The 18233-nt window shown below is 31.0% G+C and carries 18 protein-coding genes; 7 read left to right on the top strand and 11 right to left on the bottom strand.

What is annotated here, in order from left to right; translation table 11 throughout:
* Positions 1-97: 97 nt before the first annotated feature.
* From QBK95_RS07955 to QBK95_RS07945, 3 genes are all read left to right on the top strand, one after another.
* Positions 98-1051, top strand: a complete 954-nt coding sequence (locus QBK95_RS07955) for a YceI family protein (RefSeq protein ID WP_280932377.1) — start codon at positions 98-100, stop codon at positions 1049-1051.
* A 141-nt stretch (positions 1052-1192) separates the two neighbouring features.
* Positions 1193-1720 carry a DUF4251 domain-containing protein gene (locus tag QBK95_RS07950; protein ID WP_280932375.1) on the top strand — a complete coding sequence of 176 codons (528 nt, stop codon included), beginning with the start codon at positions 1193-1195 and terminating at the stop codon, positions 1718-1720.
* Between the two features lie 141 nt (positions 1721-1861).
* The gene (locus QBK95_RS07945; RefSeq protein ID WP_280932371.1) at positions 1862-3412 is read left to right on the top strand and encodes a DEAD/DEAH box helicase; all 1551 of its coding nucleotides are present in this window, start codon (positions 1862-1864) and stop codon (positions 3410-3412) included.
* A gap of 39 nt (positions 3413-3451) precedes the next feature.
* Here the strand turns inward: QBK95_RS07945 and rlmF are convergent, their stop codons facing one another.
* From rlmF to QBK95_RS07930, 3 genes are all read right to left on the bottom strand, one after another.
* Complete coding sequence (rlmF, locus tag QBK95_RS07940) at positions 3452-4321, bottom strand: 23S rRNA (adenine(1618)-N(6))-methyltransferase RlmF (protein ID WP_280932369.1); 870 nt, start codon at positions 4319-4321, stop codon at positions 3452-3454.
* A 110-nt stretch (positions 4322-4431) separates the two neighbouring features.
* Positions 4432-4848: a DUF2147 domain-containing protein gene (locus tag QBK95_RS07935; protein WP_280932368.1), complete on the bottom strand. Its 417-nt coding sequence runs from the start codon at positions 4846-4848 to the stop codon at positions 4432-4434.
* Positions 4849-4977: 129 nt separating this feature from the next.
* Positions 4978-5181: a hypothetical protein gene (locus tag QBK95_RS07930; protein WP_280932367.1), complete on the bottom strand. Its 204-nt coding sequence runs from the start codon at positions 5179-5181 to the stop codon at positions 4978-4980.
* A 112-nt stretch (positions 5182-5293) separates the two neighbouring features.
* Here QBK95_RS07930 and QBK95_RS07925 point away from each other — a divergent pair, with 112 nt between their 5' ends.
* The gene (locus QBK95_RS07925) at positions 5294-5641 is read left to right on the top strand and encodes a hypothetical protein (protein ID WP_280932365.1); all 348 of its coding nucleotides are present in this window, start codon (positions 5294-5296) and stop codon (positions 5639-5641) included.
* Positions 5642-5721: 80 nt separating this feature from the next.
* Here QBK95_RS07925 and QBK95_RS07920 read toward each other — a convergent pair whose 3' ends face one another.
* From QBK95_RS07920 to QBK95_RS07905, 4 genes are all read right to left on the bottom strand, one after another.
* Positions 5722-6780, bottom strand: a complete 1059-nt coding sequence (locus QBK95_RS07920) for an Ig-like domain-containing domain (protein ID WP_280932364.1) — start codon at positions 6778-6780, stop codon at positions 5722-5724.
* 41 nt (positions 6781-6821) lie between these two features.
* The gene (locus QBK95_RS07915; RefSeq protein WP_280932362.1) at positions 6822-7931 is read right to left on the bottom strand and encodes a hypothetical protein; all 1110 of its coding nucleotides are present in this window, start codon (positions 7929-7931) and stop codon (positions 6822-6824) included.
* A 242-nt stretch (positions 7932-8173) separates the two neighbouring features.
* The gene (locus tag QBK95_RS07910) at positions 8174-8500 is read right to left on the bottom strand and encodes a hypothetical protein (protein ID WP_280932360.1); all 327 of its coding nucleotides are present in this window, start codon (positions 8498-8500) and stop codon (positions 8174-8176) included.
* A 153-nt stretch (positions 8501-8653) separates the two neighbouring features.
* A complete protein-coding gene (locus tag QBK95_RS07905; RefSeq protein ID WP_280932357.1) occupies positions 8654-10219 on the bottom strand; it encodes a M28 family peptidase in 1566 nt (521 codons plus the stop codon).
* A gap of 249 nt (positions 10220-10468) precedes the next feature.
* Between QBK95_RS07905 and QBK95_RS07900 the strand changes: the two genes are divergently transcribed.
* Entirely contained in the window at positions 10469-11518 is a 1050-nt protein-coding gene (locus tag QBK95_RS07900; RefSeq protein WP_280932355.1) for a DUF3667 domain-containing protein, read from the top strand.
* 36 nt (positions 11519-11554) lie between these two features.
* Positions 11555-11803 carry a peptide methionine sulfoxide reductase gene (locus QBK95_RS07895; RefSeq protein WP_280932353.1) on the top strand — a complete coding sequence of 83 codons (249 nt, stop codon included), beginning with the start codon at positions 11555-11557 and terminating at the stop codon, positions 11801-11803.
* A 93-nt stretch (positions 11804-11896) separates the two neighbouring features.
* On the opposite strand, the gene QBK95_RS07890 is transcribed toward QBK95_RS07895, so the two are convergent.
* From QBK95_RS07890 to QBK95_RS07875, 4 genes are all read right to left on the bottom strand, one after another.
* The gene (locus QBK95_RS07890) at positions 11897-14089 is read right to left on the bottom strand and encodes an acylase (protein ID WP_445012624.1); all 2193 of its coding nucleotides are present in this window, start codon (positions 14087-14089) and stop codon (positions 11897-11899) included.
* A 39-nt stretch (positions 14090-14128) separates the two neighbouring features.
* A complete protein-coding gene (locus QBK95_RS07885; protein WP_280932349.1) occupies positions 14129-14989 on the bottom strand; it encodes a LamG-like jellyroll fold domain-containing protein in 861 nt (286 codons plus the stop codon).
* 134 nt (positions 14990-15123) lie between these two features.
* Positions 15124-15822, bottom strand: a complete 699-nt coding sequence (locus QBK95_RS07880; protein WP_280932347.1) for a LytR/AlgR family response regulator transcription factor — start codon at positions 15820-15822, stop codon at positions 15124-15126.
* On the bottom strand, positions 15819-17021 hold the full coding sequence (locus QBK95_RS07875; RefSeq protein ID WP_280932346.1) for a sensor histidine kinase: 1203 nt from the start codon (positions 17019-17021) through the stop codon (positions 15819-15821). Before QBK95_RS07875 ends, QBK95_RS07880 begins: the two co-directional genes overlap by 4 nt.
* A gap of 278 nt (positions 17022-17299) precedes the next feature.
* Here QBK95_RS07875 and QBK95_RS07870 point away from each other — a divergent pair, with 278 nt between their 5' ends.
* Positions 17300-18172 carry an ABC transporter ATP-binding protein gene (locus tag QBK95_RS07870; RefSeq protein WP_280932344.1) on the top strand — a complete coding sequence of 291 codons (873 nt, stop codon included), beginning with the start codon at positions 17300-17302 and terminating at the stop codon, positions 18170-18172.
* Positions 18173-18233: the final 61 nt, after the last annotated feature.

The raw sequence follows: 18233 nt of genomic DNA, 5'->3' as shown, positions 1-18233 counted from the left end.
AAATTTTACAATTGAGATACACTTTTTTACAATTGATTTAACGCAGTCTTACAACAGGTATTTACATTTATTAAATCAAAAAAAAATAACAAAATAGATGAAAGTTACATTATTTATCGCTTTAACAGTATGTTTTTCCTTGTTAGGATGTTCAAATGAAAAAAACGATTTTATCACTACAGAATCCGGTCTCAAGTACAAAATACTTAAGCAAGGTATGGATCCCGTTGCTCATAAAGGGCAGGAAGTACTTATACATGAAACTACAAGGTATACCAACAATGCTCTGGTGTATTCTTCTAGAAATAGCAACAATCCATTAAAAATTTTGATTGGCGGTAACCAAGTTATCAAAGGAGTAGATGAAGGTATACAAGGCATGAAAAAAGGAGAAATAAGAAAATTGATAGTACCACCTAAGCTAAGCAAGAGAATGGGGACTATAGATTTTCCACATCCTGATTCTACCTTAGTTTATGAAATAGAATTAATAGATATTTTAAAGAAAAAACCTACTCCTATAGGTGCTCAGAAAAAATTAGAATTGGATACCGAAAATAGTATTGTCAATTGGAAAGGATTTAATAAACTAAAAATAAGTGGACATCACGGCACTGTACAGTTTCAAAAAGGAGGATTTTATATGGATAAAAACAGAATAATTGGAGGGGAATTTATTATCGATATGAACACTATTGCAAATGTAGATGGTGGTTATAGTGAATCGTTAGTAGAACATTTAAAAGACAAAGATTTTTTTGAAACAGAAAAGTATCCAATAGCAAAACTAGAAATATCAAATGTACAATATAATGATGCTAGTAATGTTTCCATTGGAGCAAATTTGACAATTAAAGAGATAACACAACCTATAGAATTTAAAGCTCAAGTAACATATACTGAAGATAAACTTAATTTTAAAACCAAGTTTACTATAAATAGAACCCGATGGAAAATAATCTATGCATCAGGAACCTTTTTTTTCGAAAACTTAGGAGATAACGCCATATCCGATGATATAGAATTTGATGTAACGGTTATAAGCAAGTAATCCTTATAATTCAATTTAAGTTAAAATACTGTAAGTCAGTATTATATTTATTATCTTTAAGTATAGAAATTTTATCTAGTTAATTGCGATTATATCATGTTAGCATTAGAAAGAAAAATGATAAATTTAATATACGAAGAGATGAATAAAATTGTATTAATTATAATGATATGTTTGGGAGGAATAGGTACAATGCAATCTCAAACCAGAGCTGAAAGAAAACAGCAAAAAGAAGAAAAAGCTAATATTGACTATAGTGCAGCTAAAACTTTAATTGAATCAGGGACCTATTCTTTTGAAGCTATATGGGCAAACCCTTCAGGTGGTACTAGATTTAGTTTAATAGGAAATCCAAATTATCTAAGAGTTGATAATAACAATGCGGCAGGGTTTTTTCCTTATTTTGGGGTATTACACTCGCTCACAAATTATGGAAGAACTTCTGCTGGAATTGAGTTTGATAGTAGTATAGAAAATTATAAAGTGGATTTTAATGATAAAAAAAGAAAGATAACTGTAAAATTTAGATCTAGAAACAAATCAGAATGGTTTGATGTTATTGTAAAAGTATATGCTAATAGCAGTGCTTTTGTATCTATTACTGGCTCTAATAGAAATAATATGAGCTATGATGGTCAGATTACTAAATTAGAAGAAATCAATAATTAAAACCTACATTTTCCAGCATATTATATCTTTCATTTTAAGGTAAAAAAAGGGATAACAAAAAAATAATCACATATTTTATGATAAATATTCTGCAAAAATCCATAAAAGGAACTAGTTTTGCAGCCCTAGAAATCAGAAAATATGTCGGAATCAACTACAGAAACAGAAGAAAGAAGGAAAGGAAAAGATTTATATAGCTACCAGAAAGGAGCTATTAATAAAATTTTTAAAAGCTTTGAAGATGCTCCTGAAGATTATCATCTTTTATATCAGTTACCAACTGGTGGTGGTAAAACAGTGATTTTTTCTGAAATAGTACGACAATACCTTAAACATCATAATAAAAAAGTATTGGTGATGACTCACCGAATAGAACTATGTAAGCAAACTTCTAATATGCTTACAGGATTTGGTGTTGATAATAAAGTTGTAGACAGTAAAGCTAATCTTGATGATCAGGAAAAGTATAGTTGTTTTGTTGCAATGGTCGAAACCTTAAATAATAGATTAAATGAAGATAAATTAGATATTTCTGATATTGGTTTGGTAATTATTGATGAAGCACATTATAATTCTTTTACTAAACTTTTTAAATTTTTCGAAAGGTCTTTTATTTTGGGAGTAACTGCAACACCATTAAGTTCGAACATTAAGTTGCCAATGAAAGATAACTACAATGAGTTAATCGTTGGTGAATCTATCGAATCCTTAATCGAAAATGAATTTTTAGCACGTGCAGAGGTTTTTGCATATAATATGGGATTGACCTCACTAGAGGTAGGATCTAATGGAGATTATACAGTGAAATCTTCAGAAGATTTGTACACTAATAGTATGATGCTTGGTCAATTATTGCAGGCATATGAGAAACATTCTAAGGGTAAAAAAACATTGATTTTTAATAATGGTATTAATACATCTTTACATGTGTATGATACATTTAGATCTGCAGGATATCCTATTGCACATTTGGATAATACCGCAACAAAGAAACAACGTAAACAGATTTTACAATGGTTTAAAGAAACTCCAAATGCTATTTTAACTTCTGTAAGTATCTTAACTACTGGTTTTGATGAACCAACTGTAGATACAATTATCTTAAATCGTGCGACAAAATCATTAACACTGTACTATCAAATGATTGGTCGTGGTTCTCGTATTTTAAAGAACAAATCTTCGTTTAATGTTATAGATTTAGGAAACAATTACCATCGTTTTGGACCTTGGGGAGCAGATTTAGATTGGCAAAAAATATTTAATTCTCCAGATTATTATATGGATAAACTTCTTAATGATGAAGACATTGAGAGTAAGTTTAAACATGAAATGCCCGAAGAATTAAGAGCTGAATTTGCTAATTCTGAAGAAGTATACTTTGATATTAAAGAAACCTATAAAGAATCTGTTAGAAAAGGGGAGTCTTCTAAAGTAGTATTAGAACGCTCTATTATTCAACATGCTAAAATCTGTATTGAAAACAGTGAAGATGTCTATGATGCTTTAGCATTAGCCAAAATGTTAGGAGAAGATATCGATAATAGAATACAGAGTTATGCCAAGTGTATCAGTAGAAGTACCCATAATTTCCTGTCCTGGTTAAAAGATGATTACAGAAAGAAGCTTAATGCATATTTAAGAGAAAACTTTGATACTATGTTTGAAGAAATTCATGGTAGACCTGCAGAATAAATACTTAGTTACAGGCTATAAGCCTTTGATCTTAGTGTGTTATTCAAATTTCCAAGCTACAAATCTACTTTTTTTGTGACCTTGAGACATTTCTATAGTTTTATGAATAGCTTTTGCTTTATGCAATTGTTTATAAATTTTAGGAAGATTATCCTTTTTAGAAACTAAGGATGTAAACCAATTTACCTGGTTCTTATAATTGATACTTTGTTTAATCATTCTCTTTATAAACAATGCTTCACCACCATTACACCATAGTTCGTTTGCTTGTCCACCAAAATTTAGTGTTAACGATGTAGCTTTAGAATTGGTTGATGATACGTTATTTAACTTACGTAGTGTTCCTTTAGTGGCCTCTTCCTCAGAAGAATGAAAAGGAGGGTTACACATGGAAAAATGATAATATTCACCTTTTTGAATAATACCATCAAAAATATTAGCATTATTTGTTTGGTGACGTATTTCAATATTATCTTTTAAACAAGGAGTTAAATTCACATTATTTTTTGCAGTAGAAATTGCCATAGGATTGATATCAGCACCAACCATTTTCCATTGATATAGTTGGGCTCCTAGTAAGGGATAGATACAATTAGCACCTACACCAATATCAAGTCCAGTTATTTCATCTTTGATATCATTTTCAAATAATAGATCAGCAATGTAGTGTATGTAATCAGCTCTACCAGGAATAGGAGGACACAGATAATCCTTAGGGATATCCCAATCCAATAAGTTATAATGATGTATTAAAATAGCTCTGTTTAATTGAAGAACAGCCTCATTTACAGAAAAATCAATGCTTTTATTTCCATAAGGATTAATACATATATGACTTTCTAATTTTTTGTTGCTTTTAATTAAAGCATCAAAATCATATGGCGAGTTGTGAATATTTTTTGGGTGCAAAATACAGTGCTAATTATGAGTCGTAAATATACTAATTACTCTGAGTCTCATATAAATATTGTAATAAATTAAAGATGTTGAATGACTTAGAGTTAACAGTGTAGAAATTACTATTTTATTCTTGTTGCTTCAAAAGTTTTAAATAAAATACCCTTATAGGCTCGTATAAAACATACATTAACATTATCTGGATCAATCCAAACTTTTACTGTATACGTTTTACCGCTATCTGCATTATAGATAGTACCTCCTGATAATTCACCATCATTAAAACTTAAGTTCTCAAGGATATCCATACCTAACAATGATCTATTTCTAAGCTTATGATCAGGGTTTTTATTGTCTAAACCATTTAAGTTAGATATTGGTTGTTCTGCACGTTTATCTATTTTTCCAAAAAAAATATCTCCTTCAGTATAAATTTCAATTATTGATCCACCTTCAATACGCCATTTACCAACATAGGTTTCTGGTTTTATAGAAGATAGGAAAAGAACGGAAATAAAAGCGATAAAAATCAACCTCATTAAAAGTATATTGACACGTTAGTTGATGGTGAATATAAGTATAAAAGTTTGATTATACTCTTTATCTAATAATTATCAATATACAAACCAACCCTAATCATACTATAATAAAAGGGTAGTGGATTGGTATTATTTAATGTCTAGGATGTCTTTTATATCTACTTCCATATAATCTGCAATTCTCTGTAATCTTTCAAAATCTTTAGCAAGATTTTTACGCTTAACTACATAATCTCCTGCTTGTGGGCTAACACCTAATGTTTTAGATATACCATACACCGTTTTAGCTCCTTTACTTTTTTTAAGAAGCCTTTTTAAATTCTTATTTACCATAATTCAAACATACATGTAATTTTTGAATATTCAAATAAAGTTTTATTAAAAATATATTTGTATAATAAAAATATATTTATATATTCGTCAAAACAAATCAAAACCACCAATTATGAAACTCTTACTTGTTACTGCGTTATTTTGTGTCTCTTTAGGATATGCTACTACTACACCTGTTAATGAAAAGGAAAAGACTAAAAAAGAAGAGAAAAAAACCAAAGAAGAAAATGCTTCAGTATCGAAGAATTTTCATTCTGTAAAAAAATGGAAAATCACGATAGAGTATATGAATGGTGAAGTGATTTCTAAAACAATCACTATTAATAAAAATGCATCAACTAGTCCTATGGAAAGTGCGTTTATAGAAGCTGAAAATTATATGAAAAAACTAAAAAACGTTAGAAGTTATAATGTTTCTCCTGTTTCTAGGAATTCTTTTGTACTGCTGGCTGGAAATTAAAAAATCATTTGCGCCTCAAAACTACTATTGAGATATTTTATAGACCTACTAAATAAATAAAAGGCAGTTTTAACTGCCTTTTATTCTATATTAAAGTTTAATATATAATCACTAGAAATGTTTTTGGGTAATGAATTATTGATATTACTATCAAACAATCGTTCCAGATTATTACCAGCTAAATCCTCAATACTAGGATCAAATAATATCTGATAATGATCTTTTTTCCAAGGATCTATTGGAGTAAAAGCTAATAATGTTTCCTTGTCTCTACATGCCCAAATACCTTGAATTTCAATATGATCACTATTGAATATTTTAATACGGTCAATAGTGCTACCATAATCCATAGCTTCATTACATTGAATCTCCAGATCTACAACTGAATTCATAACAGGTGCTTTAATTTTCCAATCCTTGACATTTGGACTCAATCGATCTGAAGATGTAATAAGAAAAGAGTGTGAATAATTTTCTTGCATCGACACTCCTTTAGTATCTTTTATTCTTTTTGAGACCAATAGGGTGTATGTTTCACCTACAACAAATACAGCCCCCAATTTCTTATTAGGCTTCAATCCACGTTTCTGTCTTCCTGGTTCTATCCAAATTGTTAGTAAGGTGCTATCATCAGAAACAAGTGCATTTTCCAATGGAAGTGCAGCTCTGGATATTGTATCTCCAGAAGCATTCAGGAATTTAATATGATCATATACGTGAATATCACTAATAGGTTTTGAAAATCGTACGTACCACTTTAAAAGATTCGAAGGTAGAGTAGAAGCTGAAGGATATATTTCTTTAATTTGAGGATAAAGATAATTAGGAGGAATTGGTATGGTGTAGTAATCGATTATATTATCATACACCAGTGTGTACTTTTGATCCAATACAAATGGTACCATCGGAACGAATTGAATATACTCTTGTTTTTCTACAACCTTTCCTAAAATGGGAGTAGCATCTGATAGTTGATGTTCAGAAATCTGACCTTTATATACTAGAACACTATTTGAAGTCGATAGCTTCTTAGCTATAGTTACCAGATTTAAATCAAAAGTAATATCCTTAGAGTTTTGAGGATACACCTTAGGAGTTAGACCTAGACAAACAATTATAATTGTAAAAAGATTTTTCACTTTATGAAGGTAAAGATGCTAGTATATCTTGATTACATATCTTATTTTACCCACCAACTACTTCCAGTTTTTAATGCTAGATTTCCATTAGATTCTCTTTGTACCATAAGAAAACCATTATCTCCAAATGTATCTAACTGCTGTACATTCACAAACGGAAGATTTACATAATAAACTCCTTCGGCAGCTCCTTTTTTAGTTACTGGCGTAGTAAGTGAACCCTGATAGGTTTCGAGATCTTTAAAATCCATTTTCATTAATGGCCTGTTGTTGTTTGCTATTAATAGATAACGGCCTGATTCGTTCTTAATTTCTACCATATCTACAGGAGAATTACCACTTCCTAATTCAGCTACAGTTCTACCTTTATTATGTTCTCCAGGTTTAATATTATCCATTGGAAAAATCACTAGCGGAGTACAAGTATAACCAGCAACCAGATGTGAGTTTCCGTTGATTTCAGTAGTAACAAATGTTTTGATAGGAGCGTGGGTTTCATATGCGCCATGTGCAGCGTGATAGATTTCTAAAGAACTGTAATCTTGTTTCTTATTAAACGGAAAATGAACTGACCTAAAAGTAGATGCAAACTCTTTATTACTTAATCCAGACAACAAAACTTTCCCGTCGGTATATTTGATATCCGCAATTGCCCATTTACGTAGCTTTCTTCCTCTACGATCTTGTGCTTCTTCTGTAACAGGATCTAATAAACTTATTTTACTATATGAGACATTATCAAGAAATATCTGCTTCAGTTTTTTGTTTTCGACCATAAACAATATAGGAGTTCCAGAACTATGATGTACCGAGAGGTAGATGTTATTATTTTCCGGATTGACTGCCATATCGGTAATTTGTACTTGATCGATAGTAGCACCCAGCATATCCGCTATTAGTTTATCCAGAAGATCAATTCTAACTTTTGAATTATCATTTTTTGAGTGCTTACTTACATCAATTGCTACAATTTGAGCAGATTTACTATCACCAATAAATAAAATACCTTCTGGTCCAAAAGTCATATTATTAATTGATGTAATTTCTGGATTTCCAGTTTCAAAATTTATTTTTAAAGAAGAGTCTGCTTGAATTTTACTAACAGAAAATGATAAGATTAATGAAATGAGGAATGTTATTAATGTTTTCATGACGTATGATTTATAAATTGATCCACCTTCTAAAAATAACAAAAAAGAGGTATGTTCACCGTTAAATAAATCCCAATACTATACTAATGGATTCTTAGTACAGTATCTCCTAAGTCTTGCCATATAAAATAGTGTTAATAATCATTTTTTATAATGAAGAAAATATAATTATTGACGATTTGATAAGAAAAAAAACACCATACTATAAATAGTACGGTGTTTTTAAATATAACATAGTGTAACTAACTTAACTCTCCTTCACCTACAGGCTCATTAGCTGTAGATATCCTCGAGTTATTAAATCCATTATCATTATTAAAATAGACATAAATTGGGCTTTCATTTCTAAGCATATCAATTAAATGTTGTAACTGATTATAATGGTAATAAAAACTGTAATATGTACCTGATTGAGTAGCTTCTGGTAGTACAGCGTTAGGGTCTTCTCTAAACCAAACAGAACACGTTTGTCCTCCTGTTCCTCTTAATATTAAGTTGGTTTTGCCCACAGCTCTTGAAGACCAATTGTAGTAAGAATAGGTCTGAACTTGAAAAGATGATTGTGCCATAATAATTTTATTTTTTGTGTAGCACAAATCTATACACGATGTACCTATAATTCAAGGGTTAAAGAACTGATAATATTAAGGGGGAAACCCTTATAAAACAAAATCCTTATGAATACATCATAAGGATTTTGTTTGTATTGTAATAATTGTATACTATTTTTTTTCGGCTTTATCCACAACAATACGGTTTTCACGATTCGCAAGTTCCCAAGCTGTATAAAAGACCAATCTAGCTCTGTTTTCTAATAAGTCATACTCAATTTTATCAGGAGTATCACTTGGCTGGTGGTAATCATCATGTGTTCCATTAAAATAGAAAATCACTGGAATGTTATTTTTTGCAAAATTATAATGATCAGATCTGTAGTAAAAACGATTTGGATCATTTTCGTCATTATAGGTATAGTCTAATTCTACATTTGTATACTTAGAATTTACTTCTTCTGAAATGTTATGCAACTCAGTACTTAATTTATCACTACCAATTAAGTATATGTAATTTCTGTTTCCTTCTTTACGTTTTGGATCTATTCTTCCAATCATATCAATATTTAAATCCGCAACAGTATTTTCTAATGGGAAGATAGGGTCTACATCAGTGTAATAACGTGATCCAAGAAGTCCTTTTTCTTCACCAGTAACGTTTAGAAATAATATAGAACGTTTAGGGCCATTACCATCTTTAACAGCTTTAGAAAAAGCTTCTGCAATTTCTACAACAGCAACGGTACCAGACCCATCATCATCAGCTCCATTATATACCTTACCGTCTTTAACACCTTCATGATCAAGGTGTGCAGAAATTACAATAATCTCATCTGGTTTCTCAGACCCCTTAATAAATGCAGCTACGTTTTCTGAAGATATTTTCTTAGAATTATTTTTATAGTCTACAGTTAGGTTTGTATTTACTACTGCAGATTTATTATTAGTATCAATATCATTCACTAAACTTTTAGCTAAATCTGTATTGATAAGGAAAAAATATGCTTCTTTAGTATTACCTGCTAATGACATTCTGCCAGATGCATTACCAAACTGAGCTGCTGCCATTTGATATACTTCTGGAAAGTAGAACATCACAGCTTTTGCACCTTTTTCTTTAGCTGCATCGCGTTTAGCAGCAAACTGCTGTCTCATATTAGACCATTTAGAAGCATCAGAGCTACCAGTAACTGTAAAAGTTCCATCATCATTTTTTGGCTCTCCAGATTTTATAAGAATCACTTTGTCTTTTACGTCAATACCTGAATAGCTTGAATATTTTTCATCCTCAATACCATAACCCGCGTACACAACTTCATTCATAGAGAATGTACCAGTAGCTCCTGCAGATAAAGAGATCATGTCATCTAAATACTTAAAAGATTTATCATTAACAGTAATAGTAACTTCTGGAGTATTCATAACATCAAGAGGTACTTCCTGAAAATAGTTACCATCTTTTTTTGCTGCTTGAATTCCATATTTAATGTAATGATCTTTCAAGAAATTAACAGCCAACTTTTGTCCTGGTTCTCCTGTTTCTCTACCTTGAAATTCATCTGAGGCGTATTTGTACAAGGAAGTTTTTAAATCTTCAGAAGTAATGGTATTGGCATACGTTTGCGGATTACTTGCTACTTTAGGAGTCTTTGGTGTTTGACTTGTTGTATTCTTTGTAGTACCACAAGCTGCAATAAGTGCCGTTATTGCTAAAACGGAAAATACTTTTTTCATAAAAGATGTGTGAATATTATTTGTATGATTTGCGCCAAAAATACAAGAAAATACGTAGGTTTTTGTTAAGCGTATGCAAAAATAGAGATCGCAGGTAATAGAACACGGTTTTTATTCACTATTTCTTCAAGATTAAATACGAAATATTATGCAGTTTATAGTGGTAATCTATATCGCTTAATAACTGCATTACTAAAGTCGCAACTAGAATTGAAAATTCTTTTTGTACATTTAACCAAATCATTTTGAATGTCTGCAACTAATCAATGCAAAAATTGCGAAAAATCCTTTGATCAGTCCTTTGATTATTGTCCTTATTGCGGTCAGGAATCTGCTGATAAACTGACTTTTGGTGTATTATTTAGTATTACTATTAGTAATTACTTTTCTATAGATGCACGTTTTTTTCGAAGTTTTATCCCTTTGATGACAAAACCTGGTATTCTAGCACGTCGATTTGTAGATGGCAAAAGACTTTCTTATTTGCATCCTGCTCAATTTTATCTTTTTATTTCGGTCGTATTCTTTTTTGCTTTTTCATTTAGTGTAAGGAAAGCAAATGATAATCTAACACAAACATTTAAAAAAGGTTTTGATAAAGAAGTTGTGTTAGACTCATTACAGTTTAAAAAGGACTCTATCAACCTAGAGAAAGCGAAAGAAGTGATCAAGCAAAATCCAGTGTTGGCAAAGATATCAGAAGAAGATCTTAATGTTATTGATTCTGTAATAGCGGCAGAACAAAAGACTCCTAATGTATCATTTAGCTTTAAACGAAAAGAATTAGATTCCTTAATCAAGATTGGTGCTTCAAAAGAAGAGAAATTGAAGATAATGGGATTAACTGAAGATCATAGCGCTATTACTAAAAAATTCTTTGGTCAAATATTAAAATTTTACGAGCAAAAGGGTGGAGGAATTTTAAACACTTTATATGATACGATACCTATTACCATGTTTTTAATGTTACCGCTGTTTGCCTTTATTCTTAAAATCTTTTATTGGAGAAGGTGTACTTTTGCCCATCATATGGTATTTAGTTTTTATTTCTTCACATTTCTTTTTACTACATTTTGCATACTAATTTTGGCAAATGCGTTGATTGATATTCCGAATTGGTTGGAAGTAATTATTTATTTATCATTTATTATTTATTTGGTTATTGCGTTTAGAAATTTTTATAGGAGTAGTTGGTTGTCGGCCTTTGTAAAGGCAAATTTAGTTTCATTTATATATATGATGTTTATTGTTCCAATTGCTTTTCTGGGTGTAATGATGGTTTCGATATTTCTATATTGATTATATGATTAATTTGAAACAATTATATTCGTAATAATGCTACTAACCTGGATACAAAAAATTCCCGAGGGTTATTCAGAAGGGATTTACAACAATACTAAATACAGTATTACTAAGGAGATTTTTAATCACGGGAAATCTTTTAAAATTTATGCCAAGGAGTTACAAGGAAAAGATTTTATAAGTCTCAATTATTATCTCACGTCTACTTCAGAACTATTGAAACCATGTGAAATGCCAGAACAAAAAGTGATTGATTTTATAAAAAATGTACATCTTTTATAATAAAAAACAATTGTACTGAATAGAGTTTTTTAATTAATACAAATAACTAATTTTTAAGCAATTAAATAGCATTTCCTAAACTAAAAAATGAACTTATTTATCTCCTGGATGGTAGGTTTTTTTAGCATGTTTTAATACATCTTCTTTATAGTAATGTACATCCTTAAAATTTGCATCAACATATGGCTGTATTTGATCTCTAAAATGAGGAGAATCGGGATCACCACTTTGTCCTCCAGCAAGACTAGTTTTAGCTTTTACTTTATCACCAAATTCTACCACAGCTACAAAACTATTTCCTCTGGTACCGTATATTTTCTTTGTATTGTTGTTATATCTAACTCCATACGCCGCTAAAGCTCCCCAACGTCCAGATGCAAAACCAACAGCTGTACTAGGTTTGCTATCATCAAAAGGTTGTTTAATTGCTCCATCAATACGTTGGAAACGATTAACATCTCCCCAAGGCACAACACCTCCAAAATCCTTTTCTAATTGAATCAAGGTTTCTTTAAAAATTCTTAATCGTTCTTCTAAAGGAGATTGATTACCAAAATAGGTGAGGAGTTGCATATCACTTAACCGCTTTCCTTCTGGTCGTATTCCTTTTTTTGCATAATGGGTTCCATAGAAATGTGCTAAGGTCATAGCTTTAGATTCTTTAGAAGTTTTATAATCCCAATTACGTAAGATTTCAATACTAGTATGTAATTCTCTGGTTTTATCTATCTTATCATAAGCATCTATAAGTCCTGGTATTAATTCAGCAAATGCAGGAAGATACGGATCATATTCTAATGCGATTAGGCTATCCAAAGTGAAATCTTTTTTATCCTTCAAAAGCTCAATAGCATGAACTCCTCTAAAATTCTCACGATCAATAGACATATAGGTTGGATAATCTTCTTTTTTTGGACTAAACTCCAACGCTGCTGTATAAGGAGTAGAATTACAATTCTGTAACCATCCGTTATCAGGGTTTAACAGAGTGATAGCCTCATCCACTGTATGTAACCCTTTCCAGTCTGTTTTGGGGTTACTGCCATCTACGGGATTTGTATAATCAAAAGATGAATCTCGTATCGGAATAAAATTCCCATGAAAATACGCTATATTCCCTTCTGCATCTGCATATACAGTATTGTTAGAAGAATTTGTTCTCATATCCATCATAGCACGAAATCCCTTATATCCATTCTGCTTCGTACGAATATAGGATTGTTGTAACACCTTTACTGGTTCCCACATTAAAGCAGAGGCAACCCATTTTCCATCTTTAAGATGTGTGATAGGGCCGTGATGTGTACGATATGCAGGAAAGGTTTTTTCTTTTAGACTTTCTCCATCCTTATATTTTAATGTAATATCATATTGATCTACAGGACGTAACTCATTTCCATATTGATACATAAGTTTTCCATCTTTTGTAACAATTGTTTCTACAAAATCATCGATAACATCTGTATATGTAGAAGTGTGCATCCAACCAGTTTTTTCATTAAATCCTTGATATACAAAAAACTGACCCCAAGTCACAGCACCATATGCATTTAATCCTTCTTCACTTACCACATGAACTTCTCCTCTAAAATAAAATGAAGTATGTGGATTGATCAATAACATAGCATTACCGGATTGCGTAAGAGACCCAGAAATTGCTATTCCATTAGAACCTTGAGGTTCTAACATTTCTTTTTCTTTTTGCTTTATAAGTTCTTCTTGAACTGGTATTTCCATCCCTTTTTCATACATAGCGCTAATTCTTCGAGTCGAAACACGTTCTATATCACCACCAATAGAACCTTCACTAAAATACATAGGCATCCATGGTTCAAAATGAGTAAGTAATTTTGGAGTTACTTCTGGATGTGTTTTTAGATAATAATTGATACCATCTGCAAATGCTATACATAATTCTTTAAGCCATTCTGGACTACTTTCATAATTAGCAATAGCTTCTTCTTCAGTCATAAATAGTTTTGCTCTTACATCACTATAAATTGCTTTTTCACCTTCAACTTCAGCCAAACGACCTGTTGCCCATATATAATTTTGTTCTACACGATTAAAATCATCTTCACATTGGGCATATAGTAATCCAAAAACGGCATCAGCATCTGTTTTTCCGTATATGTGTGGCACTCCAAAACCATCTCTAATAATAGTTGTATTGAGCGCATGGGTTTGCCATCTTTGTTCTTCATCACTGATTTTTACTGTTGTTTCTGTTTTACAAGAAAAAAGTAGTAATGCAGTAATACTGATAATAACGATTTTAAAACGCATCATAGTTTTAATTTTATGGTAAGTGAAGTAAATGAGTTTTTATTTTAGAATGGTATGAACTCCGTTTTCCAGTGTATATAAAGTAGTAATCTCTTTTTCGGTAAGGCTTCTATTAAAGATAGAAAGTTCATCCATTAACCCAATATATCCCAATCCAAGATATATATTAGATTTTTCTAAATCCCAGGTAAACGGATCAGCGATCCCTTTTCGTTCTCCTTTTAATACTCCATTGATATAAAATGAAGTTTCACCTTGATCTGTATTTAATCCAGAAAAATTTATAAGTATGTGAGTCCAAGTTCCTCTCGCAAATGGTGGTTTATCAACTGGTAAGAGTTGAGTTATAAAATCAGCATCGTCATTATCCTTAATCTCTTGATTTTTTTTCCAAGATGTTTTATCTCCGATAACACCTAATCTAAAATCGCGAGGATTTTCTTTTGTGAAATCTACCCATATCGAAGCATCATTATAACTCACATCAGTAATTTGAATTGGGTCACAATATCCAGGTTCTAAATCTGTGGCAGGATCCAGACTTAACCAAAATGATATTGCACCATTCCAGTTACTAGAATTATATGCAATATTATCTTTACTTACGTAGTAAATATAACCTTTACTATCAGTGCCATAATGTAATGCATCCCCATGAAGCCCTTTTTCTTTAGCGATACTAACATCTTTTTTATGCAAACCAATTTGGATCGAATCTAATGCCTTACGCGAGGGAATGCTATACATTTTTGGATCACCTAAAGCAAAATCAGCTTGAATACCTTCATCAAAGGATGCATAGATGGTTAACGCATCTTTTAAATCTTTTTTTGTAGTATCAGATTCACAGGAAGTACCAATAAATAGTAAGGAAAAACAAAGGGAAATTCTTAAAATCATGAGTTTGTAAGAAATGTGTGAGGATATAAATATATAAAAATATTGTCCACAACCTTTTATCTTACGATAGACAAGCCATAGATTTAAATAAACTTTATGATTTTTAATAGAAATCAATTACCAAGTGCATATAATTATTTCAATAATTGTATAATATTCATTTTATACATGGTTCCAATTGGTATGATATGATCTCCAATTAATATTCTATTTCCTTCAATACTTTTTATATGTTTTTTGGCTACTGCGAATGACTTATGTACCTGCAAAAAATCTTCACTTGCTAATGTATCCAATAAATCCGTTATTTTTTCTCTTACAGTAATGGTTTCATGAATTGTCACCACTTTTGCGTAGTTTCCTGCAGACTCCATATACTTAATATCCCTAAGTAGCACTTGTGTATATTTTTTATTACTTCTAAGAAAAATACTCTTTTCTTCTACTTTCGAGTTCGTTTCAGAAGTAATGGCGGCTTTTGTTTGTGAAGTTACCGCCTTATTTACAGCTTTTAGAAAACGCTCGAAACTAAAAGGCTTTAGTAAATAATCTACAATATTAAGTTCATAACCTTCTAGTGCATATTCACTATATGCGGTGGTAACAATAATCTTGGGAGGGTTGGGAAGTGTCTTCAGAAATTCAAACCCTTTAAGTTTTGGCATATTAAGGTCTAAAAAAATTAAATCTACTTCATTGAGATTCAGATACTCAAATGCCTCTAAAGCATCATAACAATCCTTCATTAATTTCATGTTCGGTAATAAGTCACAATAACGTTTGATAATACCGTGTGCTATATGTTCATCGTCTATAATAATGTATTTGATCATACTTGTTTTAACCTTAGTTGCACTTTATAAACATCTTGTGTCACAGAAAAGGATAAAGAATGTTTCTTTGGATATACTAACTCAAGTCTTCTTCTTAAGTTCTTTAACCCTATACCAGGCTTCTTAGTTAGTTCTTCTGTATCAAAATTATTTTCTACAATAAAATTTATTTCCTCATTACTAGCAATCAAATTAACACGAACATAGGCATTTTCTCTAAGATTTTCTAAACCATGTTTAAATGCATTTTCAAGTAATATGATAAATAATAGTGGCATTACTTTGGATTCTTTATTTTCTACACTACAGCTAAATTGCACATCTGTTTTTTTGTGATAGCGCATTTTATGAAGCTCAATATAATTTTGAAGATACGCTACTTCTTTGTTGATAGTAACAAAATCATGCTCTCCTTCATAAATACTATATCGCATCATATCTGATAATTTTAATATCAATGCTTGTGCTTTTTTAGAATCTTCTTCTACTAATCCATAAAGATTATTAAGTGTATTAAAAAAGAAATGAGGATTAACCTGGCTTTTTAGATGTAGTAATTCTGTTTTAGTTTTCTCATTTTTAAGCCTAATTATCGATTTAATCTGTCTGATTAGCCAGTTTAATATAAATACAATAAGCATTAAAAAGATTAATGGTATTAGAAGATCCATAAGTAAATCCTCTTCTTCTAATAACACTAAAGTCCCTTGCTTAGTTGCTTTTATTTCAAATGTATAAAACACAACACTAAAAAGAACAATAGCAATGTTGATCATCAATGACCAAAAACCTAATCTTATTGTATTCCAGTTTCTAAAAGCTGTGTCTTCTTTTTGATCAATTCGATATCTGATATAAAGGAAACATAATACTGAGACAAATGAAATTCCAAATAATATACTAAGTGTTCCATGAGTAGGGTCAGACTCTAGCATACCTATCAGGTAAAATACCCCTAAAAGTATAGCGACTACCAAGGTTTCCTTACGTATTAAAGTGTTTAGGTCTTTGATATAGTTTTTTTTGGACAAAAACCAATATAACAGTAAATAGCCTATAACTCCAATCGAGGTAAGCGTGAATAATACACCTGTAAACCTAATATCCAGTGTTATTAAAAACAAACCACTTATTAAAGAGAACACAAAGAGACAAAGTGTTATAAACACTCGATTATATCTATCATTTTGTAACATCATACCCAATATTACTTAAATATACTAGATCCACCAAAGAAGTTGACATACACTATCTAATCAGGTATGAACTATGTCAAATCCGGGATATACTCAGTTGCTATTTACTGCTATTATTTGTGTACTCATTTGAAACCAATTGATCACTATTATTTAATTATAGAAGAGCTAATTAATACGTTTGACTAATCAATCATTCAATCAAAAAATGAACAGTTTGTTAGTAACAATTGGCAACAGCTGTACATCAATAATTTCATCATTAATAAAATAAAAACCTTATGAATCTTGTAATCGATAATTTATCCAAAACCTATACTAATGGTACCAAAGCACTTCAAAACATTTCTTTGGATATTCCTACAGGCATGTTCGGATTATTAGGACCAAACGGAGCAGGGAAATCAACACTAATGCGTACTATAGCAACCTTACAAGATGCAGATAACGGTTCAATAATGCTAGGTAATATAGATGTATTAAAAGAAAAAAATGAAATTCGAAAAGTATTAGGGTACTTGCCACAAGAGTTTGGCTTATATCCAAAAGTGTCTGCAGCGTTTTTACTAGATCATTTAGCTATACTTAAAGGGTTGTCAAATAAGAAACAACGTAAAGCACTTGTTGAAGCACTATTACATAAAACGAATTTATATGATCATAGAAAGAAAAATCTTGGAGGTTATTCAGGAGGAATGAAACAACGATTTGGTATTGCACAAGCCTTACTTTCTAACCCAAAACTTATTATTGTAGATGAACCTACTGCGGGACTTGATCCTGCAGAACGAAATCGTTTTTACAATCTATTAAGTGAAATAGGAGAAAATACCGTTGTGATACTTTCGACGCATATAGTAGACGATGTAAAAGAACTATGTACCAATATGGCGATTATCAATCAAGGTCAGGTATTACTGAAGGGTAATCCTATACAATCCATTGCACAATTAGAAGGTAATATATATCGTAAAACTATTGAAAAACCTGAACTAGCTATATATAAAAAAGAATATACAGTTATCGCTGAGAAGTTTATGTTAGGAAAACCTGTGATACAGGTCTTGAGCAAAAATAACCCAGGAAATGGGTTTAAAGCCATACCAGCGGATCTGGAACATGTATACTTTTCTAATCTTTTTGGAAAAAACTAGGATAAAAACTTCCATTCTTAAACATACACATTTTAAAATTTTTCAATACTCATTTAATACC

Source organism: Aquimarina mycalae, from assembly GCF_029906345.1.
Lineage (GTDB): Bacteria > Bacteroidota > Bacteroidia > Flavobacteriales > Flavobacteriaceae > Aquimarina.
The sequence above is the reverse complement of the archived record's forward strand: the minus strand, read 5'-3'. Positions and strand labels throughout refer to the sequence as shown.